The sequence below is a fragment of the Methanobacterium congolense genome (assembly GCF_900095295.1).
In the GTDB taxonomy this organism is placed as follows: domain Archaea; phylum Methanobacteriota; class Methanobacteria; order Methanobacteriales; family Methanobacteriaceae; genus Methanobacterium_C; species Methanobacterium_C congolense.
Map to the genome: position 1 here is coordinate 113,619 of NZ_LT607756.1, position 22,896 is coordinate 136,514.

Sequence of the window (22,896 nt, forward strand, 5' to 3'; positions counted from 1 at the left end):
TAAAACAAAAGAAGGATTAAAATGCCAACCCACCAAACCTTCATGCAGGAAGCCCTGAGAGAGGCCAGAAAAAGTTTAAAAGAGGGAGGAATCCCAATAGGCGCAGTCCTTGTTGAGGATGCAAAGATCATCTCCAGGGGCCACAACCAGCTCCTTCAGAGGGGATCCACAGTTCTTCACGGTGAAATGGACTGCATCGAGAATGCAGGCAGACTTAAAGGTGCAGATTACCGAAGATGCACACTCTACACAACCCTTTCACCTTGTGAGATGTGTTCAGGTATGATAATCCTCTACAAAATCCCAAGGGTTGTGATAGGTGAGAATGAAACTCTTAAAGGTCCTGAAGCCCTTTTAAGGGAGAACGGGGTTGAGGTTTTGAATCTGGACCTTCCCGAGTGCAGGAAGCTCATGGGTGATTACATAAAAACTAATTCAAAGCTCTGGGATGAAGAGATGGAACGTGTGGGATACTGAAAGCCCAATTTATTTTATCATTACCTCTAAAAATTGCTTTTTTTAAAAACATTTTTTTTCATTTTTGTGAATGGCTACTTTTTTTTGCTTTTAAACAATTTTAATGTTTATGCCACGTTATTTTATTTATTTAATCAGTTTTTATGCAGTAATCTGGGATCTTTTTTATATTTTGGTTAGTATGTTATGTGACTGTTTAATTTGAAAGTATTACTGCCTCGGGCTTCGACATTTTCTGTGGATTGATTTTATTCGCGTTAATTGCCCGTATTTTGCGGATAAAATCCAAAGTTTTATTATTGTGAACGTATTATTCTGATTAGGGTATAATACTGAATATCCTGTTTATAACGGGCATGAAGGAGGTGAAAATATGCGAAAACAAATAAAGCCAAAAGCACAGGTTATGTTCCTTTTACTCACAATTTTTGTTATCATGGTTTCAGTATCTAGTGTCAATGCTGCTCCATTAACAACTGCTTCGCAGGTTTATGTGAGTACCAATGGTTCAGATGCCAACAGTGGTACTGCAGATTCTCCATACCTCACAATACAGAAAGGAGTGGATTCCATTTCAGAAAATGGAACTGTGTACATTGCAAATGGAGTATACAATGGAACTGGCAACACAAACATTACCATCAATAGAAACATGAACATCACAGGTCAAAGCCATACAGGAACCATAATCAACGGAGCAGGTACCAACTGGATATTCCATATCAACAGTGGTGTTAATGTCACCATCACAAACTTAACACTAACTCAAGGTTATATGGCGGGGAATGGTGGTGCTATCTATAATTATGGTACGTTAACCGTGACTAATTGTACATTAACCAACAACACAGTAACTGATTATGGTGGTGCTATTGAAAATAGGGGTTCTCTGGCGGTTTACGGAAGCACATTCATAAACAATATAGCAAATGGTGAAGGTGGTGGAGCCATTGATAATTGGAATATTGATTCTACTACTGCTACTTCTGTGGTTTCATTCAGCCAGTTCATTAACAACGGAGCGTGTTCTATATATAATATTATGGGTTCAGTGAGTGCTGAAAATAACTGGTGGGGTTCTAATAATCCAGTATGGGCAAATCTCATATCTGGAATGTCAAATCCTACAAACTGGTTATACATGACAATAGACACTACAAAAACCGTCATTAACAATACTCAGACTAGTTTTGTCACAGTTAGCTTCAACAACCAGTATAATGGTACTACAGTTACTCCATTCGATCCTAGTACAGGCCACATCCCAGACGGAACACATGTAAACCTTACTAGTGCATTGGGAAGTTTCAATCCTGTAATAGCCACAACGGTTAATGGTATTGCAACAGCATTGTTCACAGCAAACCAGACAGGAACCGGTAACTTAACAGCAATTGCAGATAATCAAACAGTTACACAACTTTTAACAGTGAATCCAGCATCCTACTTGTACCTGAACGTTACAAGTTCAAAGAGTAATCCAACTGCAGGTGAAACATTCGTTTTAACCTACAAACTCAGTAACAGCGGACCAAACAATGCAACTAATGTAACGATGTCTTTCCAGGTACCAGCTGGTTTGGAATTTGTAAGTGCAAGTGTTGATAACGGAACATGGACTTACAACCCAGCAAACAGGACTGTAACTTGGATGCTCAGCAACGTGGCTGTTGGAGACCCTTATCTTTACCTCACGGTCAGGGCATTGGGAAGTGGAAGTTACACCATCATACCAACAATAACCTCAGACACATACAACAGAAACACAGACCCATTAAAATCATTCACGGTAAATGTACAGGAACAAAACAATAGTAACGACAACACAGTGAACGCTGCATCAACAACAAAAACAGTTCCAATGCAACATACTGGTATGCCAGTAGCAGGATTAATATTAGCAATCCTTGCGGTACTTGGAGGAACACTAGCACCAAGAAAAAAATAAACCCTATTTCTCCTTTTTTTATTCTTTTTTTAGTTTTTTATCCCATAATCAAACCTAATAATTCAATATATTTTTATTTCCTTCTTTAATCCGTATTTAAAGTGGATTGCCACGAATTTCACTGATGAATTTACTAATGAATGAATCATCAAAAAAGAAAAAGAATTAATGTTTTATATGCTTGTCACTTTACCACTTCCAGATATCTGCTGGGTCAGCTTAGGATTTCCAAGGTAGTTAACCTCACCTGAACCGCTGATAATAATACTCAGCTGCTGCAGGGCGTAAACAATTGCTTTTCCTGATCCATTGATGTTAACAGAAGCTGTGTTGCTTGTAAGGTTGGATCCATTGTACTCCCCTGACCCTGAGATGGTCACATCCTGACTGTTAGCTTTGCCTGCTGCTGTAACACTTCCAGAACCTGATATAACCACTTTAAATGTGTTTGCAGTCAGTCCGTTTATGGTGTCGTTACCTGAACCACTTATACTTAGACTTAAACTGTTCACGTTGAGTTTATCAGATTCCACATATCCTGAACCTGATGAATCCACACTGTTCAGATCTTTAACTGTTACGTAAACGTTCACGGGTTTTGTTGGCATCACAGTGGTCTGTCCAAGTCCCTGATCTATGGTCAGTCTGCCGTTGGACACGGTGTCTTTATGTTAGGTATGACATTGTTTTCAGCTTCTATAACCAGGGATTCATTGGTTCCCTGCTTTATGAATAGGTTGATGTCTCCATTTGTGCTTATCTGGCTGAAACCAGAAACATCTCTGGTCTGATTCACAACTTTTCCTGATCCTGTGCCAATGCATCCAGATGCCATGACAACAAGGATGATCAATCCCAAAATTCCCAGGCCCATCTTTTTCATAAAAACACCTCTTGAAATTATATTTCCACAGGATTCTTATTATAATTAGTTATTTTTATAATATTCATTTTTTAAGGAATTAAAAATAAAACTGGGCTTAAAATGATTTGTGAATAATATAAATCAATTAAAAATTAGAAACAATGGATAAATATCTTTAAATATCATAAAAAAAACGTTATACCTCTAGATAAACGGTGTACCAGTGGTAATTAAATCATGTAAGGTATGTGTTAACCTAAATTTTACTTTTTCATAATAAAAATCAAAGATTTAAGTTGATAGTTCTTTTGGAATACTTCATTCGGGTTATCATTGATTGTAAGAAGGTTATTGGCTTATTTTTAATTCAAAATCAACGAAGTTGGGTAGATTACATCGATAGGTTTAAATAATCATTTCGTGTAATTAATGTTCATGATTCCATTGGGATCTAATCTTAAATTTGAAAGGGATTACTAAAAATTGAAAGGGAGATTTAAATGCAGAAGAATATGATTTTTTTAGCACTTTTATGTGCTATCGTGGTCATTTTCAGTGGGGCTGTTGCAGCGGCTGATGTGCCGTCTGTCAACTTCACAAGTAATGTAACCAATGGAACGGCACCTTTGAGTGTGCAGTTCAACGATGCATCCAACGGCGCACCAACCAGTTGGAACTGGGACTTCGGTGATGGGAACACCAGCACAGAACAAAACCCACGACACACATACACAAAGGCAGGAAAATACACAGTCAATTTGACAGCGTCCAATGTAAACGGTAACAACAAGGTAACCAAGACAGATTACATCACTGTTCTGGACACTAAATCTGTTAATGTTGGAGTCAACGTTCCTGGTGGATGGTACAACCATAATCAGACCATTGTTCTGAATGCAAATGCTAACGGCACCAAAATTTACTACACAACCAATGGTTCAGTTCCTACAACCAGCAGTACACTGTACACGGGTCCAATTACAATCGCTAACACAACTACACTTAAGTATATGGCTGTGGATGATGCAAACAACACCAGTCAAGTTTACACTCAGGTTTATACCATTGATACTGTGGCTCCTGTTGTGACTGCTGTTCCTAGGAGTGGATCCTATGTTTCTCCGCTTAGAGTGGTTTTTTATGCTAACGAGTGGGCAGTTGTTTACTACACACTGGATGGTACGGATCCAACAACCAGAGGTATATTGTACAATGGTTCTCTTGTTCTTGGAACTTCTAAGACTTTGAAGTACGTTGGTGTTGATTTTGCAGGGAATGTTGCCCCTGTTGTAACGGAGAACTACAAGATTTACAAGGCAACGAAGTATCGTAGCACTGTTAAGGTCCGCTACAAGGGATGGTACAAAGCTTACTACTACAAGATGTACAAACACTGGTACAGATCTCATGGTAAGTTGAAGTGTTCAGTAACACGTAAGTTAGCTTACAAGTGGAAGTATGGATGGACTTACAAGTACGTGACAAAAACAGGAACCAAATACGTGTTAACCTAAAATCCACTATTTTTTATTTTTTTAAGATGATCAAAAATTTAAGGAAAAATTTATGAGACCCAATTTTTAGGGTATCCAAAATAAAATCGGATTTAGAAGGTCTTATAAATCATATTTGTCCGTTAAAAATTAAAAATAATAAATTTAAAATTATTTAAAATCAAAAAATTAAATTTTAAAGCACTTTTACTAATTTTCTAAGCTTTACTCAACCCTTTCTTAAATCTTCAACGGATACAATGGGGGTTCCGTTTTTAAAAGTCAGGGGCAGTGTTACAGAGTGGGATGATGTTCCGAAGCTGTGGGCTATCATGGTGTGCCTTCCAGCACCCCCTGCAACAACCACAACAACCTGGGTTGGTGAAGGTGTCAGTCTCACATCATCTCCAACCACCCACTGAGGATCCAGCTTCCTGCCTCCACGATCTGCAAGGTCAACAGGTACTGCTGTATTTTCGTGGATGTAATTTTTAACATCATCCTTGTTCCACCCGTCCTTTGAAACCGTCCGGGCATGCTCGGGGCTCATGACAACTAGAAGCTCCCCTGGCACGTGGCTGTTGTTGCAGCCTGCAGTTGCAGCCGTATGCGCGATGGTGTCCAGAAGATCTTCAGCACTCTTGCTCCTATGATCGTTAACGTTTTGAGGGGCTTCAACAGCCATAACGGTCACCGTGCTCATGTCATCCTTGAATCCATACTCAACGTGCAGTGGATCCCACGGACTATCACTTTCTGCCTCTCTAAAGCAGTAACTGTACTTGGCAGGTGAACCCATGGTTGCATGATCCCCAACACCGGGCACAGCACCTGCAATGTTCATGAGGCACAGCCTCAGGGCCCTTCCAATGGTTGCATTGGCAATGTTTCCTGGTCCCAGGCAGCCCGCGCCACTGTTAACGGACAGTTCAATGGACACAGGACCATTAAGGATTGTGCAGATGGAAACGGGGTGGGTTGTGGCGTTGACCCCTGCAAGGTTGAACCTCTCCCTTGAAACCGCACTCACGGCATGCTGAACAACACCCATGAACTGGGGGATACAGCCTGCCATAACAGCGTTCACAGCAATCTTTTCAATGGTTGCCCTGCCCGGAAGGGGTGGTAGAACTGCAACAACCTCATCAGGCTCCATATCAGTGTACTTCAGGAATCTGTTTACCCTTTCACGTGTTGGTGGGATCACAGGAAGTCCATCTGTGAGTTTCCGCAGGTAGAAATCATGGCTCACTTTCTCAACATCCGGGTCAACGAAAACCTCAAAATCAGTCTCATGGGCACTGCAGAGTCTATCATCCTTTTTATTATCTTGAATCTCTCCACAGGACTTTCCAGATAGAATTTCGTCTATGGAACATCCACAGTCGTTGATCTTGACCTTCTTCTCATCCATGGAACTCACTTGCCTCCTATAATTTTCTTTAATTCTGGAAGGATGTCCAGGGTTCTCTTCTGAATCAGGGTATCCGACTGCCCTGCAATGGGGTGCTCAATCTCAAGGATCCTGAGGTCTGCTGCACCATGAGAACGAGCCAGTTCCCCTGCGTAAGTGCTGAATTCGTCTGAACATATGCAGATGGTGGGAACTCCACGTTTTTCAAGCTTCAAAGCGTCCAGAATTACCCATGTAGTGCAGGAACCACAGTCTCCCAGGGCAAGAATGCACAGATCTGCATCGGCAGCACTATCTATCTCTTCTGGACTTGCACTTGCACCTGCAGGCTTCTCTGCGTTTACAAAATCGTAGCTTTCCAGATTCTCTTGAATGGTGCTGAGTATGATATCTGCACCGGGTTTGGTGTTATCTAAGAGAGATATTCTCCCTAAAGAATCTTGAATAGGGTTCAAGGCTACAGTTTCGATCTCAGTTTCAGCAAGGGGGTTTAAAACATCCCTTTCAGTGATTTTAACCTTCATGGTATCGCCCAAATACTTTTTTGCATTTTCCAATCTTATTGTGAGTTACTATAACCTTTCAATCTTTAACTTCTTAATAAAATGATCTTAATACAAAAAATGTGATCCTAAAAAATAAAAATAATTCAACAATGAAAACTGATAATTATAATTCAATGTACCTTTAAAACTTTTTTTAGGGCAAAATTCTAAAAATCAATAAAATATAAAGAAAATATGGTGGAATGGAGCTTTCAATCCTCCAATCTGAACCTCTTGATTACCATGTCCTTATCAACGGAGAGAACAAAGGATGCAGCCCTTGGGCCCTGTTTCCTGCCAGTCAGAACCTTGTAAATGGCCTGGAAGGCCTTTTGAGGTTTCATCTCCAGCTCGTTGAGGATGAGGTACATCTGATCCTGGAACTCCTCTGCGCTGTAATCGTGGGTTTCAAGGACATCTGCAAGCTTTGAGAGAAATTCCTTCTGAACATCGCTGATTTCAACCCTTGGAAGTTTCTCCATAACCTGGAACTTCACGAATCCCGGTGCGTAGGTGTTAAGCCAGTTTTTAACATGTAAAATCCTTTTCTGGAGCCTTTCAATATCAGCAGCATCGAGCTGGCTGAATTCAAGGTTCTCCATCTCTTCTGGCAGCTGGGAGTTCCTCTTGAGTATACCGAATATTTTCTCAGGGTCGTTGCCTGCTATCTGGTAGGCCACGGTCATGAACCTGTAGGATGGCTGGAAGGGCATTTTGTCTTGGAGTTCTATCTGGGAGGCCTCGTAAATCTTCCTTGATTTTTTACCCTCCTTCTCAGAGGTTGCCTCTTCTTCACCGTAGAATATACGTTCAACACGGTCGTACTGTTCTATAAAATCCAGAAACGGCATTTCAGGGTTGAAGTCCTTTGATTTCATAGGTTTGCTCCTGAAGAGGTAGTAATTCAGGGTTTCAGGCGCACCTATCTCAAGCCACTGGCCCGGTGTGAAGAAGACACCGTGGGATTTGGACATTGCCTCTCCCTTGAGGGTTATCCATTCGTAGGGAACAGGGTAGGGTGCGGGGTAGTTGAATATCTCCTCTGATATGATAGTACTCACATCGTAGGATCCTCCACTTGCTGCGTGGTCCTTTCCGAATGGTTCGCAGGTTGTACCGAAGATCTTCCACCTTGCAGCCCATTCAACACGCCAGGTCAGTTTTCCCTCGCCAGTTTTGATGTCCATGGTGCCGTCGTGTCCGCACTGGCATCTGTAGGAAACCATATCACCATCGTAATCGTAGGCGTAGGTGGTGTTCACGCGTCCGCACTCCTCACAGATGGGGTTGTAGGGAAGCCAGTCGTCACCAAGGGGATGTTCACGGAACTTGTTGAATATTTCCCTTATCTCAGGGGCCTTCTCAAGGGATGTGCGTATGTAATCATCATATACTCCATCCTTGTACATCTGTTCCCCGGATTTAACCTCCATATCTATTTTAAACTCCTTCATTGCCTCGAGGAATGGTTTCTCGAAGTGCTCAACGAAGTTGGAACAGCAGCCCTCTGGACATGGTATTTTGGAGTAGGGCATTCCAAGGTACTTCTCGTAGGATTCTGGAAGTGGATATGGCACCTTCCTCAGCGGGTCGTGGTCGTCTGCGATCCAGATGGTCTTTGCAGATGCACCAAGCTTTCTGAGAGCGTTACCCACAGCATTTGCTATAAAAACGTCACATGAATTTCCTATATGTATAGATCCTGATATGGATGTCCCGCTTGCAATAACATGCTCCTTGACATCCCTTTCATTTAACTCTTCTGCGATCCTTTCGATCCAGTGTTTCAATAGTATCACCTTAGTTTATTCGAGTCTGGAATCTCTAAAGAATTCCTTAAAAATTGTTAATAATAAAAATAATAAAATTTGAGATGTTTCATACAGATTCAATTGGTTATGGTTCATCTAAATTTTACAATCAGCTTGTATTCATAGTCAGATTATATAATTTAGGAGATCATATGATTTAAATCTTTTAAAAACTTTTCATAGATCCTGGACTGCCGTGATAATATTGATCTGTACATTTAAGAAGTATGTGTTATCAAATTTTGGAACGTGAAACAGAATTTAAAAGGCTAAACTACTTTTTTAACCTAATTTTTCAGTTCCTGAATCATAATGATAACTGCGATTAGTGAATTAAATATACAAATTAAATGGCGTCTATAAAATTATAAATAAGTAAATACTAATACTTTTTATTAATTCATAGAAAAAAAACCAATGGTGAAACCATATGACCTCTATAGATCTGGAAGCATTTAAAAATAGGAATGATGAAGAAAAAGTGTTTATGGAACAGATTTTAGAAATGCAAGAAACAATAACTCCTGCAGTGAAAGAAGGAGATATCATTAAATTTGAAATTGAAAGAAATGTCGTTGAAGGCGATGATATAATAGGAAACTATGAAATTATTGTGGTGAAAAAAAACAGTGAGGACGTGAAGTTGGCACTGATGGAATTAGATGGAGAATATGCAGTTCTATTTTCTGAGCTTTCCCTATCATTACATCCTAAATTAATAAAAGCCCTTCTTGTTGCTATTAAATTTAACAAAATTGTGGATGCAGTTAACAAGATGAACAGGGCATTGTGGGATGAAGGTTTAAGAATGAAAGAGTACTATCTGTAATTCTATGTATAATTCGAGGAATATTCCCCCAAACTTTAAATAAAAATCGATTTGAGAACTTATTTAGATGTGGGGTAGTGATTTTTAAATCAAACCCTTAAAATTTTTAAGAGAATAAAAAAAAGAATTTAGGGTGATGATCAGTCGAATACATCCTGACTTGCATCATCCAACCATTCATTCACTATTTTTATTGAGCAGTAGTTTCCACACATGGTGCAGGTGTCAGGGTCTTCTGGAGGTTTTGCCTCTCTTATCTTCCTAGCATCTGCAGGGCAGATTGCTGCTGCGTACTGAGCTTCCCAGTTGAGCTTTTTACGTGCGTTAGCCATTTTAAGGTCTAATTCACCGTTGTGAATGCCTTTGGCCATGTCACCCACGTATGCTCCGATCCTGGTTGCTATGACTCCATCCTTAACATCCTGAGGTCCCGGAAGTGCCAGGTGCTCTGCAGGGGTAACGTAACATATGAAGTCTGCTCCAGCTGCTGCAGACTGTGCTGCCCCTATTGATGAAACGATATGGTCGTATGCTGGTGCTATGTCTGTTACGATTGGTCCGAGCATGTAGAAAGGTGCTCCACGGCAGAGCTTCTTCTGGACCATTACGTTGGTTGGTATCTCCTTGAGTGGAATGTGACCTGGGCCTTCAACTATGGTCTGAACTCCTGCTTCCCTTGCCCTGTCAATGAGCTCACCGAGTATGATTAACTCCTGTATCTGGGCTCTGTCTGTTGAATCTGCTATTGCACCTGCCCTCATACCGTTTGCAAGGCTTATACAGAAGTCGTATTCCTGGGCTATTTCAATGACCTTGTCGTAGTTCTTGTAGAGTGGGTTTTCAACTTCGTTGTGAACCATCCATGCTGATATGAATGCTCCACCCCTGCTCACAAGTCCGCCTTCACGACCCTGTCTTTTGAGTCTTCTCAGGGTTTCCTTGTTCACAGAACAGTGAATTGCCATGAAGTCCACACCATCTTTTGCCTGTTTTTCAATGGCCTTGAACATGGCATCCTCATCCATGTAAATTGCAGAACCATCTTTGTTTATGGCCTCAGTTGCTGCCTGGTACACTGGCACACTTCCCATTGGAAGGTCTGTAACATCGAGGATGGTCCTTCGTATTGCGTCCAGATCTCCTCCAATACTGAGCTCCATGAGGGTGTCCGCTTTGTTTTCCATTGCGATCTTTGCCTTTTCAACTTCCATGTCCACATCGTTTACATCTGTGGATGTTCCAATGGTTGCGTTGACCTTGGTTCTTAAACCTGCTCCAATACCCACAGGTTTAACATCCCTGTTGACGTTGTTTGGGATCGCGATTGTTCCTGCTGCAACAGATTTTCTGATAAACTCTTCATCAACGTTTTCCAGCTTTGCAACAGCTTTCATTTGTTCTGTTATAATGCCCTTTTTTGCATCGTCCATTTGTGTCATAGAATCACCATGTTCATTTTTTTAACTTAGTTTGTTACTTCAGTCTGAAATATCAAGCTTGAATGCTTCAATATATCAAAACAGTGATATTCAAATCTTGATCTGGATTTTATGTTACGGATAGAAATAGGTATCTCTTTTCAAAACATAAGGAACAAAATCAAGTTTACTTGAATGGTACTATAAGTTTACTATACTTATGTTTTAATAGACTTTCTATTTGATTTTCCAGCTATGGATATCCGATATTGTATCCACGTACGATCATCCAACAAAGGGTGATGTAAAATAAGATTAGTCCATCTCTAAATAATGGCAATCACAAGGATAAGCATTGATCTTCTAAATGATCGTAATGCATCCTATTTTATTATAAAATATACGATCTATGGCATTGTTTATACAAAAATAACCCTAGAGATCCTTTTTAATTTTAAAAATTTAAAAATATTTATATTATTTCTTTTCATCCATGGCACGGGTTTAACCCCATCTCTCATGCATACGTTCCAGCACCATTTCACGGTCAGGAACGTTGGTCTGACATCCTTCAGCTTCAACAATAAAAGATGCAACTGCTGATGCGAATTTACCGCATGTTTCCAGGTCCTCACCCTTCAAGTAAGCCTTCATGAAACCTGCCCTGTAGGAATCCCCTGCGCCTGTTGGGTCAACAGCTTCCCTTGGAACTGAATCCACCATCACTTCTTCATCTGTGTAGATGGTACTACCACTTTTTCCACAGGTTTTAACCACTATGTCCGGACCGAAATCTCTTAAATCATTCATGTCCATTTCAGTAGTTTTCATTATCCTTTCTATCTCGTAGTGGTTCCCGAAGAGTATGGTTGTGATCTTCAAAACCTCCTTCAGATCCTCCTTGGAGTACATGTGAAGGTCCTGTCCTGGATCGAAGGATATCAACTTCCCTGCCTCATGGGCTGCCTCTCCACATCTTCTGTTGAAACCGGGGTCACCTGTTGCCAGATGAACAGCTTCAACCTGTTCGATGGTGTTGTGGGGAACTTCTGAGTGCTGGAAGTGTGCTGCTGCACCCCAGTAGAAGTAGCTTATCTGGTTGTTGGATGAATCCGTCATCACAAATGCAGTGGGGCTTTTCTCTTCTTCAATGAGTATCATGTTGTTTGTGTCTATCTCAAGGTCCTTGAGCTTCTTCTCGTAATCGGATCCAGGAAATTCATTCCCAACTGCAGATACGAGGGAAGATCTAAGTCCCAGTGTGGATGCAACAACTGCTACATTTGCTGCAGCGCCTCCATGGAATGTGCGCATCCTGTTTATTGCTGTTGATGAGTTTGGTTGTGGGAACTCTCCAACCTGTATTATGTAGTCCAGTGCTGTGTGTCCAACCGCTAGTAAATCTCTTTTATTGCTCAATCCATCACCCTCTATATTTTTATCTTTGAAATATTTAAAACTAACCAACCAGGACCTAGTAAACAAGTTTTTAATAGTGTATACCCTTACGAAGTTCTGGTAGAATGAACAGGAAATTTAAAAAATTTATTTTTTTAAGGAATTTAAAACCAATTTTTTAATGCGTATTTATTATACCCCTAATATCTCACCATATCTGTAAATATGTTATATCAATGGATTATAAAGAATTAGAAAAATATTAAAGCTTTAAATTGGTTCAAAGCCCTCTTCACGAATTATCTGTTGACCTTCATTAAGAATGAACGCTACAAAATCGTTAAGGATAGTGTTTTCAGGGTTAAGGTTTACAAGGCTTATTATATGTTTTGTCTCTTTCTCAAGAACGTTGGAACCATCTGCAAAACTGCTGTTCAAGAATGTATGAAGATCTTCATTTTTCTGAACCCTTTTCAGGGCTTCGTAGGGGGATTTAACCAGTTCAACGATTTCGTAATCCACTCCATTATCATCAAGGGTGTTCCATGCCAGACGCTGGGAAGAACCAGGTACCTCAACGAAGTTCATTCCATTGATGTCATCAATGCTTTTAGGAACATCCCTTCCACCAGATACAAGGACCAGGTGGTCATAGGCAACTGGTGTGAAGTCCAGATCCCTCATGAACGCCTGAACAGGGTCGTCGAAGGTTAAGATATCCACCATATCCTTCTGGGCAAGATGAATGGCAACTTCATCCTGTGTCCTGTAAACATGGCTTTCAAGGCCATATTCAGATGAAAGAACTTCCAGGAGTCCTGAAGAAATGTGTCCTCCGCATATAACTGGTATTTCACGTTCCTGCAGCCTTTGCATGTACTCCTGATACCTGCGAAGTATTTCAAGTCCATAATCTGACAGACCTGAACCTGCACCAGTTGTTTCAACGATGCTTTTGCCCAGCTTGTCCTCAGCATTCTTTATCCTGCGGTTCAGGACTGCATGGGAGATCCCCAACCTTTTTGCAGCTTCACGCTGGGACCATGTTTTTGAAACACATTCAAGGGTTTCAAAGAACTTGTAGTTGAATTCATGACCATTTATGAAAAGGTTCAGCTTCGGAAGGTAATCCATTTCCAATCCTCTTTTTTTGAATCAAATGCATCATCTGTTTTTTTAAGCCATCAACTCAGTTGATGTGTTCAAGAAATGCATAATAAATTCCTGTTAAGTGGTACGTTCATCAGGAATATAAACTTCAGGGTATAAACAATATAAATATAACAGTGAAAGCATAAATAATTTTGAAAAGTCCTTATTCGGTGAACTCATGATTTTAAACGATGCAATAGACGAAATAATTGATAATGTACAGGTTGTTTCATCAGAACTTGATGAAAAAACTATAATGGAATTGATGGAACTATTAACCTCCTCAAAAAATGTTTTCCTCCTTGGACAAGGAAGATCCGGCCTGGTTGCCCGGGCATTTGCAATGCGCCTAATGCACCTTGGCATAAGTGTCTACGTTGTTGGAGAAACGATAACACCTGCCATAAGCCCGGAAGACTGCCTCCTTGCAATCTCAGGTTCTGGAGAAACCAGTTACATAATAAGCACAGCAAAGATAGCCCAAAAAAGAGGGGCAAAGATCGTTGCAGTAACATCTTACGATGAATCAACCCTCGGAAAAATGTCAGATCTTATAATACACATCCAGGGTAGGACAAAAATGGATATAGAAAAGAATTATGTAAAAAGGCAGATTAAAGGAAAACACCTTCCACTTTCACCCCTTGGAACTCTGTTTGAGGTTTCAAGTCTCATATTCCTTGACGGACTCATAGCCCAGCTCATGGATAAAATGGGAAAAACAGAAAGGGACCTCAAGGAGAGGCACACTGTTCTTGAGTAGGTTCAATCCCCTCAAAATCAGGAAGGTATGTACTGTTAATGCGAGCTTAATAGGATATTTAATGTAAAATGTGGTGTGGATCATGTCTGAGATGTTTAGGAATATCAAAGCCATAAGGGTTGGTAAAGAAACCTTCGAACGGGACGAGAAAATAGTTAACGACGAAGAAATTGAAATCAACGTTAATGGACTTGCCTTTGGAAGATTTTCTGTGAGTCCCAATTTTTTAAGGGAATTCGCAGTGGGGTATTTGGCAGGGCAGGGACTCATCGATTCCATTGACAACCTAAAAAAAATTGACGTAGACCAAAACACAATAAACATTGAAATTGACCTTCAAGACTTTGATATTAGGAGGGAGATGGTCATGAGTTCTGATTGCTTTGGAGGATGGAGAGGCAAAATAGAATTCGTGGATGAAGTGGTTTCAGATTACGCCATATCCAAGGATCAGATCCTAGGCGCCTTTAAAAAATTGAAAGAAGAGTCCAGGGTTTGGAAGGAAACAGGCGGTACGCACATAGCGGCACTTGTAACAGAAGAAGATTTCATAACAATAGAAGATGTAAGTCGACACGTTGCAATTGATAAGGTGGTTGGTTCAGGATTGCTTAAGGGTGTTGACTTTTCACGGAGCTTCATAGTATCAAGTGGAAGAATGCCCTCGGATATGGTCATGAAGGTTGCGAGAATGGGAATACCAATACTAACATCAAAAGCAGCACCAACAGCTTCAGGTTTAATGGCAGCAGAAGAATCAGGGCTTACAATAGTTGGATTTGTAAGGGGTGGGAGGTTCAACATATACACCCACCCCCAAAGGATTCTATTTTAATCGTGAAGTTTCAGTACTTCAACTAGTGCAGACAGCTATTAGTTTATAAAAAGTCTTCCAGAAGGTCATCCACCCAGGAAACTGCAGCTGCAACGTTTGGAAATCCAATGGTACTTGTAAGGAGCAGTAAAGACTGATAAACCTCTTCAGGACTTGAACCTGCTTTAAGGGCCCTTTTTGCATGGCTGTGAACAGCACCTTCGGATCTTATGGCTGCAGATGCTGCAAGCTGCACAAGCTGTGAAGTTTTTTCATCCAGGGGGCCGCTTTGCTTCACTGCAATGCCAAGACCATTCAAAGCTTCACCATACTCCTCAAACCTTTCCTGTATGTTTTCATAATTCTTTGGTAGTGTGCTTTTAATATTTTTATCAGACATGCCATTCCCCCTTCCTTTAGTTTGTATCTGTTTTTCGGATTGAATATTTTTTTGGATTGAATATAATTTTTTAAGACCACAAAAAAGTGCACGATTTAAGTGCATCACGCCAATTGAATCATTAAAAGAGAGATTTCAATTAAAAAAAAGTTTAAATAGAAATTTATTTGTTAAGGCAGATTAAGAACTGATTTTACAGGGGTTTCAATCCAGTTCTGAGACAACAAAAAAAAATTTTAAAGGATTTAACTGGATTTTGTGGCACATGTCTCAGTGTAGTATGGTTCCCTTTTATTTATTGCATTTAAGAAGAGGTTTTTAAGTTCCTCATCAGAACTACCGCTTCGAATGGGTTCTATAAGATCCACGAGGTTGTCGTTTCTAAGTAAACAAGGTTTAATCTTACCCTCCGGAGTTATTCTAAGCCTTGTGCAATTTTTACAGAACTCTGTATTGTCCATTGGCCTGACAACTTCGATCTCACCATCTTCTATGAAGTACTTCTTCCTGTCCTGCATGAAACGTCTCTTTTTAACCCTATGGGATATTTTACTGAGCTCCTCTTCAAGGGGGTTCATATCGTAGTGATAATCCTCTAAAAACTCTCCTTCTTCACAGTTCTCAGTTTTGAGAAGCTCGATGAGTTGGAGTATAACTCCATTCTCCCTGCAGAACTGGAACATGTCCCATATCTCATGGTCGTTGACACCCTTCATAACCACCATGTTCACCTTAACAGGGTCAAGACCTGCTTCCACAGCTTTCTTTATACCCTCCCTGGCATTTTCCATGTAATCCCTTTTGGTTATGAAACGGTAGGTTTTGGGGTTCAGTGTGTCGAAGCTAACGTTGACCCTTTTAAGTCCCGCATCAACAAGTTCAGCTGCGTACCTTCCAAGGAGGGTTCCGTTGGTAGTGATGGAAATGTCTTTAAAGTCCAGTGAAGCTATCTTCGAGACTATCTCCACTATATCCTTTCTTACCAGGGGTTCGCCGCCAGAAAGTCTTATTTTTTCCACTCCAATGTCCTTTGCAATCTTGGCTATCCTGAATATTTCATCTGGAGACATTTCATAACTTTCAGCCACTATGCCATCGTGGTGACAGTAAAAGCAGCGGACGTTGCATCGGTTAGTTATGGATATCCTGAGGGATATTATGGGTCTCTGGTATCTATCGGTTGTCTTCATTTTTTATCATCAGTTCAATTTTTTTGAAGTCTTCAGCTCCAAATTCTTCTGTTCTAAGCGATTCAACCATTCCAAGGGTTACCTTTTTAACCAGATTCTTCACGAAGGGGTTCATTGGTATGAAGGAACCGTCAACTTTAAGGATCACATCCGAGGAATCAGTAACACACTGAACATCGGCACATGCAGATCCACTGATCTTGGCGTTTCTGAACTCTTGGCAGCTTTCAAAGCCACACTTCCTACAGTCAAGCTTTTGTATGATTCCAAAGCTTCTCTCCTCTATGAGATCAACCAGGGATTTGATATCCTGTTCATCCAGTTTCCTCACGTCAACAGTTTTTATCATGGTTCTTGAATCATGTTCATTGGCTGCATAATCGGATGTTGCTATTTTAGCATAGGGTGAATGTTTAAAACCTTCTAAAACCACAAAGTCAAGGTTTTTTATGTACTTCATGATGTTCAGTATCTCTTCAAGTTCCATGCTCCCACTGACGTTGAAAAGAGTTTCATTTCCAGCCCCAACCACAAGTTCAGCCCCTGCTTTCTTGTGCTGCCATGTGTCCCTGCCTTCAACATCCAGTCCTCCATGGGCGTGTTTCACGGTGCCAACGTGAAAGCCCCTTTCTCCAAGTTCAGCAACGATACTGGTGACAAGGGTTGTTTTTCCAGTATTTTTAGTTCCAGCCACTCCTACGATCCGCATTATTGCACCTCAAATCAATTTTAAAATGATCCTATTAGAATTACCATTGAATTTTTTTTATAAGTTTGTACTTAAAGGGATCCCACCAACTGTAACTGGTGTGAACCCTACACTAGAGAATCCTATTTAAAAAATATATATGTATTGTGGTTTCATCCTGATCCATAAACTCCATATTTAAGTGAGTTCTCCCATTAAAATACAGTTGAAACACTATTCATCAAATTCAAGACCATTTAAATGAATAAAGATAAATAGGGATATATTGAACTTTTAGGTATGGATCTATATGGGTAGCCATCTCCGAGCTGTTTGGATAAAAATAACTGCACTTTCTGAGAGATCCTCAAAAATTCTTTCTGATCCAACCCTTTTTGATAATTCAATCCTCTCGAGTGCTGTCCAGTACATGATTGATGATGTGTACTAACCACACATTGCCTATGATGATGGTGCCCCATGATTCAATTTACACCCTAATCATGGCCTAAAGGGGATTTTTTTTCATTTTGATTTGGGATTTTTCTTAAGAGTTACTCCCTTTTAATTTCACTTCAACTCTTAAATATCTGGATCTTAATCTGTTTTTTCGTAATTTTAAATCTAAAATTACTTTTAATTCAATTTAAATCCTTAATATCTATTTTATATCCTTTTAAACAGTTAAACTTTCTACTCCCAAAAGGGCATTATGTGTTGAATCTACACAGCACTATATAAATCTTGCTATTTGATTTTTTGAGAAAATGTATATATCCCTATGATCACTAAGTGTAACTAACACACATGGTGTCCATATGCCGAAACATATAATATCTGGTTTGAAATATTTAGCAGCAGTCGAGTTAAGAAAGAAGGGATGTAACCAGCGAGAAATCGCAAAAGAACTTGAAATGGACAGATCAACGGTTTCACACTACCTGAATGGTAGGAACATATCCTGGAATTCAATAGGAGTTGCAGAGGCAATTACCACCCTATGTCCAAGAGATTTTCTTACGATGACATATGCTCTTGTTAAGGATAAGGATAAAACAAGAACTTTAGTTAAAATATGTTCAAATAATCAATATGAATGTTCAGTGAGGGATTCATGCATTGGATGTGGCCTCTGTGTTGATTCATGTATGATGAATGCCATTGTGTTGGATGATCTGAAGGCAGACATAAACCCTGAATGGTGCTGTGGATGTCTTATTTGTGGAGAAATGTGCCCCACTAAATCAATTAAGATTAAGGAGGTAGACGATTATGGAGACAGCAGAAATGGTGGAAGGTAGAGATATTTCTGTAGAAAGAACAGGTGAAGAAGCCAGAAAATTGCTTTTCAAAAATGAACTATGTGCTTCATGCGGCCTGTGTGAAAAAATATGTCCAGTAAGTGCTATAGAGGTAAACCCAACAGGAGCCATGGTCAGAACAGAACAGGAATCCAGTAGGATAGACATTGATGAACACAAATGTGTGCTCTGTGGTATGTGCAGTTGCATCTGCCCATTCGATGCACTGGACCTTGAGATAGATGGAAAATCCATAAAAACCATGGATGAATATCCTCAATTGATAAAATCAGCAGATATTGATGAAGATACCTGTATTTACTGTAAGGCATGTGAAACAGCATGTCCACAGGAAGCAATAACCATTGCAAGGGAACTGCCAGACAGATCCAAGCTTGTAACTGGTGAGATTGAAATAGATAAGGAAACATGTATAAACTGTGGTGTTTGTGAAGAGATGTGTCCTGCAGATGCCATAACATTGGATTACAAGTTACCTACTTCTGATGACCCAACAATAGCTTCAGACATCAACGTTGACAAGGATAAATGTGTTTACTGTCTTGTGTGTAAAAAGGCATGCCCAGTTAACGCAATAAAAGCAGCCTGCAGAATATGTTCCTACGGTGAGTACGACATCAAACCTGAGGATGCTGAAGTCAAAGGAGACTCATTCATAGATGATGAAGCATGTGTGAAATGTGGATGGTGTGAGGACATCTGTCCAGTGGATGCTGCAAGCGTTACCAAACCATTCGAGGGTAAACTCGAACATGATGATGAAACATGCCAGGGATGTGAAACCTGTGTTATGGTATGTCCATGTAACGCACTGTCATTCCCACAGCCTGCAGAATCTGGTGATAAAGAGGCAAAACTCTACATGGATGAGAAATACTGCATATACTGCGGTGCATGTGAAAGATCCTGCCCAGTGAGTGCAATAGATGTCACAAGAACCAAGATCAACAGCACACCAATAAGATCAAAATCCTGGGAAAAAGCTTTCGAATCAGTTAAAAACTGAAGAAAAAAAATTATTTTTTTTAATCAGTGACAGTTCGTAGCTGAAGTTTCTACATGCACAATCTTTAATAGGTAGAAACACTCCCAAATATTTAAAAATATAATATGAACTAAAGGCTTCAAATTGTAATTAGAAAAGCCAAAAATTTAATTGGAGGTAATTTAATGCCAATTGGACTAGTAGTATATCGAGACCTTTGCCATGGATGTGGGAACTGTGTTATCTCATGTCCTGTCAATGCGTTAAACAGTCCTGAGGTCGCTGGAGGAAAGGGACCTACAGATGATGCAGACATGATAATGATAGTAGAGGATGGAAGGGTAAACCTCAAACATGTAGATCTATGTGGAAAATGTGGTACATGTATTGAAACATGTCCTGTAAACGCCATAAAACTTGAAGAGCTGGAGGAAGCCAAATGAGGGTTATATTAAACACAGGCAGAACAGTATGGCAGGGACAGGCAATAGAGTCTGGTAAGGATCTCCCAATGTTCATAAACGCAGCAGCCATATGTCACATTAACCATGATATGATGGAAAAACTGGGTATTAAAGCTGGAGACAATGTAAAAATAGTTTCTGAATATGGAGACGTTGTTGTCAAAGCAGTGAATACAAACGAAGAACTTCCAGAGGGAATGGTTTACGTCCCAATGGGTCCATGGGCAAACAGAGTTGTAAGGCCTAACACAGATTCTACAGCAACACCTAGTTTCAAAAACATCCCCGTTGAGCTAACACCTACAGAAGAGCCAGTTCTTGACATGCCTACTCTCATGAAAGTATACGGGAAAATTTCAAATTACTAACGGTTTTAGGAGGATTTTCGTTGGAACGTATAATAAAAAATGGAATTGTTTATGATCCACTAAACAACATCGATGGAGAGAAGATGGACATCTGTATAAAAGATGGTAAAATAGTGGACAGCGTAAGTGAAGATGCAGACGTCATAGATGCATCTGGAAAAGTAGTAATGCCTGGAGGTGTGGACCCACACACCCACATAGCAGGTCCAAAGGTCAACGTTGGAAGGATGTTCCGTCCAGAAGACAGTAAAAAAGACGTTGAAGGTAAAACAAACCTTAAAAGAGCAGGAAGTGGATTTTCAGTCCCTTCAACATTCATGACAGGTTACAGATACGCTCAGATGGGTTACACAACTGCAATGGAAGCAGCAATGCCTCCACTCCTTGCAAGACACACCCACGAGGAATTTCATGACACACCATTCCTTGACCATGCAGCATACCCGCTCTTCGGTAACAACTGGTTCGTTATGAATTACCTGAAGGAGGGTGACATTGATAAATGTGCAGCATACGTATCATGGGTTTTAAAGGCAACCAAAGGTTACACAATAAAAATAGTTAACCCTGCAGGCACAGAAGCTTGGGGTTGGGGTGGAAACGTTCATGGAATAAACGATCCAGCACCATACTTCGACATCACAGGGGCAGAAATCATAAAGGGCCTGGCTGAGGTCAACGAGAAGCTGGGACTTCCACATGCAATACACCTCCACTGTAACGATCTTGGACACCCAGGAAACTATGAAACAACCATAAAATCCTTTGATTTACCAAAAGGAATAAAAGCAAACCCAAAACATGGAAAGAGGGATGCAGTGCTTTATGCAACCCACGTTCAGTTCCACAGTTACGGAGGTACTAACTGGAGGGACTTCGTATCAGAAGCGCCAAGAATAGCTGATTATGTTAACAAGAACGATCATATAGTAATAGACGTTGGACAGGTTACACTGGATGAAACAACAACCATGACAGCTGACGGTCCTGCAGAATATGATATGCACCTTCTAAATGGACTTAAATGGGCTAACTGTGACGTGGAACTTGAAACAGGATCTGGTATTATTCCGTTCCTTTACTCACCAAGGGCACCAGTTCCAGCATCACAGTGGGCAATAGGCCTTGAACTCTTCCTGCTTGTGAATAACCCTGAAAAAATATGTCTAACAACAGACAGTCCAAACGGTGGACCATTCACAAGGTACCCACGGGTCATGGCATGGTTAATGAGCAACCAGTACAGAGAAGACATGATAGAGAACCATGTTCACAAATGGGCTCAGAAGAAAACCAGTATAGCCACAATCGACAGGGAGTACAGCTTCTATGAAATAGCACAGGTAACAAGAAGCACACCTGCCACAGTTCTCGGTTTAAGCGACACCAAGGGACACCTTGGAGTGGGTGCAGATGCAGATATAGCAATATACGACTTCAACCCAGAAACCCAGGACCAGTCTGCAGATTACGTGGCACTTGAAGACGCACTTCAGAACGCTGCATACGTCCTTAAAGATGGTAACGTTATAGTTAAAGACGGTGTTGTTGTCAGTGAAGGTACACACGGAAGAACCTACTGGATCAACTCCCTTTACGATGGTGAGTTAGAGAAAGAGGTAGAATCCGAAGTTGAGAAGATGTTCAAAAAATACTACTCAGTCAACTTTGCAAACTACCCTGTCCAGGAAGAGTATCTTCCTAAATCATGTCCAATAAACGGGGTGATCCAATGAGTGAAATAATTCTAACACCTAAGGAACAGCCACAGGTACCTCTTGAAATAAACAACATAATCCCCGATGTTCTAGCGGGTAAAACTATAGATGAAATCAAAAACATGGGAATATGGAATGGTAACAGTCAGGTAAGACTCCAGGAGTTCTTCGATGTTGAAGGAGAATCCGCAGAAAATCCCTCAGAGATCAAGATCATAATCGATGGTGATGTTTACAACACCAAGAGGATAGGTCAGGGAATGAGTGCCGGTGAAATACTCGTCAAAGGAAACGCCAACATGTACGTTGGTGTGGAAATGAAAGGTGGAAAAATCACTGTGGAAGGAAACGTTGGTTCATGGGCGGGACAGAACATGTCTGGCGGTGAGTTAACCATAATGGGTGATGCAAACGACTACGTTGGCTCAGCATACCGTGGTGACTGGAGAGGTATGACCGGTGGTATCCTAACTGTCTATGGAAATGTGGGCAGCGAAATCGCAGAGTACATGCTAGGCGGTAAGATCGTAATCAAAGGAAACACTTCAATAGAGCCAGGAGTCCACATGAACGGCGGAGTTCTCATAATTGAGGGTAACGTTGTTGCAAGAGCTGGTGGAGAAATGAAAGGCGGTACAATAATTATTAAAGGAATCGTCGATGAATTCTTACCAGGATTCCAGTACCTTGGAGTTGAAAAAGATATAGAAGTAAATGGAGAAGTTATTGAAGGTGCTTTCTACAAATTTAAGGGCGATCTTGCAACCAAAGGAGCAAGCGGAATTGTATACGTTGCAGTTGCAGGAAACAGCCACATAGCACCTTACTAAATTA

Annotated in this window: 24 protein-coding genes; 13 read left to right on the top strand and 11 right to left on the bottom strand. The window is 40.5% G+C overall.

The window, feature by feature from the left end; genetic code table 11:
- The first annotated feature begins 21 nt into the window (after nucleotides 1-21).
- Both MCBB_RS00530 and MCBB_RS00535 read left to right on the top strand, forming a co-directional pair.
- A complete protein-coding gene (locus MCBB_RS00530; RefSeq protein WP_071905774.1) occupies nucleotides 22-477 on the top strand; it encodes a nucleoside deaminase in 456 nt (151 codons plus the stop codon).
- Between the two features lie 373 nt (nucleotides 478-850).
- Complete coding sequence (locus MCBB_RS00535; protein ID WP_071905775.1) at nucleotides 851-2,425, top strand: DUF11 domain-containing protein; 1,575 nt, start codon at nucleotides 851-853, stop codon at nucleotides 2,423-2,425.
- Nucleotides 2,426-2,598: 173 nt separating this feature from the next.
- Here MCBB_RS00535 and MCBB_RS00540 read toward each other — a convergent pair whose 3' ends face one another.
- Together MCBB_RS00540 and MCBB_RS00545 are read right to left on the bottom strand one after the other, a co-directional pair.
- On the bottom strand, nucleotides 2,599-3,084 hold the full coding sequence (locus MCBB_RS00540; protein WP_071905776.1) for a GIN domain-containing protein: 486 nt from the start codon (nucleotides 3,082-3,084) through the stop codon (nucleotides 2,599-2,601).
- Nucleotides 3,066-3,308 (bottom strand): head GIN domain-containing protein, encoded by a 243-nt coding sequence (locus tag MCBB_RS00545; RefSeq protein WP_071905777.1) that lies wholly within the window; start codon nucleotides 3,306-3,308, stop codon nucleotides 3,066-3,068. The genes MCBB_RS00540 and MCBB_RS00545 overlap by 19 nt, the downstream gene beginning before the upstream one ends.
- A gap of 482 nt (nucleotides 3,309-3,790) precedes the next feature.
- Here MCBB_RS00545 and MCBB_RS00550 point away from each other — a divergent pair, with 482 nt between their 5' ends.
- Nucleotides 3,791-4,804: a chitobiase/beta-hexosaminidase C-terminal domain-containing protein gene (locus MCBB_RS00550; RefSeq protein ID WP_071905778.1), complete on the top strand. Its 1,014-nt coding sequence runs from the start codon at nucleotides 3,791-3,793 to the stop codon at nucleotides 4,802-4,804.
- A gap of 208 nt (nucleotides 4,805-5,012) precedes the next feature.
- Here MCBB_RS00550 and MCBB_RS00555 read toward each other — a convergent pair whose 3' ends face one another.
- From MCBB_RS00555 to lysS, 3 genes are all read right to left on the bottom strand, one after another.
- Nucleotides 5,013-6,197 carry a hypothetical protein gene (locus MCBB_RS00555; protein WP_071907939.1) on the bottom strand — a complete coding sequence of 395 codons (1,185 nt, stop codon included), beginning with the start codon at nucleotides 6,195-6,197 and terminating at the stop codon, nucleotides 5,013-5,015.
- A 5-nt stretch (nucleotides 6,198-6,202) separates the two neighbouring features.
- The gene (locus tag MCBB_RS00560) at nucleotides 6,203-6,721 is read right to left on the bottom strand and encodes a UGSC family (seleno)protein (RefSeq protein ID WP_071905779.1); all 519 of its coding nucleotides are present in this window, start codon (nucleotides 6,719-6,721) and stop codon (nucleotides 6,203-6,205) included.
- A 233-nt stretch (nucleotides 6,722-6,954) separates the two neighbouring features.
- On the bottom strand, nucleotides 6,955-8,532 hold the full coding sequence (lysS, locus tag MCBB_RS00565) for a lysine--tRNA ligase (RefSeq protein ID WP_071905780.1): 1,578 nt from the start codon (nucleotides 8,530-8,532) through the stop codon (nucleotides 6,955-6,957).
- Between the two features lie 451 nt (nucleotides 8,533-8,983).
- On the opposite strand from lysS, the gene MCBB_RS00570 reads away from it, so the two are divergent.
- The gene (locus MCBB_RS00570) at nucleotides 8,984-9,382 is read left to right on the top strand and encodes a hypothetical protein (protein WP_071905781.1); all 399 of its coding nucleotides are present in this window, start codon (nucleotides 8,984-8,986) and stop codon (nucleotides 9,380-9,382) included.
- Nucleotides 9,383-9,522: 140 nt separating this feature from the next.
- Here MCBB_RS00570 and thiC read toward each other — a convergent pair whose 3' ends face one another.
- The 3 genes from thiC to MCBB_RS00585 form a co-directional block, all read right to left on the bottom strand.
- On the bottom strand, nucleotides 9,523-10,821 hold the full coding sequence (thiC, locus tag MCBB_RS00575) for a phosphomethylpyrimidine synthase (protein WP_071905782.1): 1,299 nt from the start codon (nucleotides 10,819-10,821) through the stop codon (nucleotides 9,523-9,525).
- Nucleotides 10,822-11,304: 483 nt separating this feature from the next.
- The gene (locus MCBB_RS00580; RefSeq protein ID WP_071905783.1) at nucleotides 11,305-12,219 is read right to left on the bottom strand and encodes a carbohydrate kinase family protein; all 915 of its coding nucleotides are present in this window, start codon (nucleotides 12,217-12,219) and stop codon (nucleotides 11,305-11,307) included.
- A gap of 249 nt (nucleotides 12,220-12,468) precedes the next feature.
- The gene (locus tag MCBB_RS00585) at nucleotides 12,469-13,332 is read right to left on the bottom strand and encodes a LysR family transcriptional regulator (protein WP_071905784.1); all 864 of its coding nucleotides are present in this window, start codon (nucleotides 13,330-13,332) and stop codon (nucleotides 12,469-12,471) included.
- A gap of 196 nt (nucleotides 13,333-13,528) precedes the next feature.
- Here MCBB_RS00585 and hxlB point away from each other — a divergent pair, with 196 nt between their 5' ends.
- Nucleotides 13,529-14,113 carry a 6-phospho-3-hexuloisomerase gene (gene hxlB, locus MCBB_RS00590; RefSeq protein WP_071905785.1) on the top strand — a complete coding sequence of 195 codons (585 nt, stop codon included), beginning with the start codon at nucleotides 13,529-13,531 and terminating at the stop codon, nucleotides 14,111-14,113.
- Nucleotides 14,114-14,195: 82 nt separating this feature from the next.
- Entirely contained in the window at nucleotides 14,196-14,948 is a 753-nt protein-coding gene (gene fdhD / locus MCBB_RS00595) for a formate dehydrogenase accessory sulfurtransferase FdhD (protein ID WP_071905786.1), read from the top strand.
- A 43-nt stretch (nucleotides 14,949-14,991) separates the two neighbouring features.
- Here the strand turns inward: fdhD and MCBB_RS00600 are convergent, their stop codons facing one another.
- The 3 genes from MCBB_RS00600 to mobB form a co-directional block, all read right to left on the bottom strand.
- Nucleotides 14,992-15,327: a carboxymuconolactone decarboxylase family protein gene (locus MCBB_RS00600; protein WP_071905787.1), complete on the bottom strand. Its 336-nt coding sequence runs from the start codon at nucleotides 15,325-15,327 to the stop codon at nucleotides 14,992-14,994.
- 245 nt (nucleotides 15,328-15,572) lie between these two features.
- Nucleotides 15,573-16,517, bottom strand: coding sequence for a GTP 3',8-cyclase MoaA (gene moaA / locus MCBB_RS00605; RefSeq protein ID WP_071905788.1), 945 nt, complete (start codon nucleotides 16,515-16,517; stop codon nucleotides 15,573-15,575).
- Nucleotides 16,501-17,226, bottom strand: coding sequence for a molybdopterin-guanine dinucleotide biosynthesis protein B (gene mobB, locus MCBB_RS00610; RefSeq protein ID WP_071905789.1), 726 nt, complete (start codon nucleotides 17,224-17,226; stop codon nucleotides 16,501-16,503). The genes moaA and mobB overlap by 17 nt, the downstream gene beginning before the upstream one ends.
- A 289-nt stretch (nucleotides 17,227-17,515) precedes the next feature.
- Between mobB and MCBB_RS12015 the strand changes: the two genes are divergently transcribed.
- From MCBB_RS12015 to fwdC, 7 genes are all read left to right on the top strand, one after another.
- On the top strand, nucleotides 17,516-17,656 hold the full coding sequence (locus MCBB_RS12015; protein WP_171899053.1) for a hypothetical protein: 141 nt from the start codon (nucleotides 17,516-17,518) through the stop codon (nucleotides 17,654-17,656).
- Between the two features lie 367 nt (nucleotides 17,657-18,023).
- Nucleotides 18,024-18,506, top strand: a complete 483-nt coding sequence (locus tag MCBB_RS00615; RefSeq protein WP_071905790.1) for a 4Fe-4S dicluster domain-containing protein — start codon at nucleotides 18,024-18,026, stop codon at nucleotides 18,504-18,506.
- Nucleotides 18,478-19,533 carry a tungsten-dependent formylmethanofuran dehydrogenase subunit FwdF gene (gene fwdF / locus MCBB_RS00620; RefSeq protein WP_071905791.1) on the top strand — a complete coding sequence of 352 codons (1,056 nt, stop codon included), beginning with the start codon at nucleotides 18,478-18,480 and terminating at the stop codon, nucleotides 19,531-19,533. The genes MCBB_RS00615 and fwdF overlap by 29 nt, the downstream gene beginning before the upstream one ends.
- Nucleotides 19,534-19,697: 164 nt before the next feature.
- Nucleotides 19,698-19,955, top strand: a complete 258-nt coding sequence (locus MCBB_RS00625; RefSeq protein ID WP_071905792.1) for a 4Fe-4S binding protein — start codon at nucleotides 19,698-19,700, stop codon at nucleotides 19,953-19,955.
- Nucleotides 19,952-20,344: a tungsten-dependent formylmethanofuran dehydrogenase subunit FwdD gene (fwdD, locus tag MCBB_RS00630; protein WP_071905793.1), complete on the top strand. Its 393-nt coding sequence runs from the start codon at nucleotides 19,952-19,954 to the stop codon at nucleotides 20,342-20,344. Before MCBB_RS00625 ends, fwdD begins: the two co-directional genes overlap by 4 nt.
- 20 nt (nucleotides 20,345-20,364) lie before the next feature.
- Nucleotides 20,365-22,080, top strand: coding sequence for a tungsten-dependent formylmethanofuran dehydrogenase subunit FwdA (gene fwdA, locus MCBB_RS00635; RefSeq protein WP_071905794.1), 1,716 nt, complete (start codon nucleotides 20,365-20,367; stop codon nucleotides 22,078-22,080).
- Entirely contained in the window at nucleotides 22,077-22,892 is an 816-nt protein-coding gene (gene fwdC, locus MCBB_RS00640) for a tungsten-dependent formylmethanofuran dehydrogenase subunit FwdC (protein ID WP_071905795.1), read from the top strand. Before fwdA ends, fwdC begins: the two co-directional genes overlap by 4 nt.
- The last annotated feature ends 4 nt before the right edge of the window (nucleotides 22,893-22,896 follow it).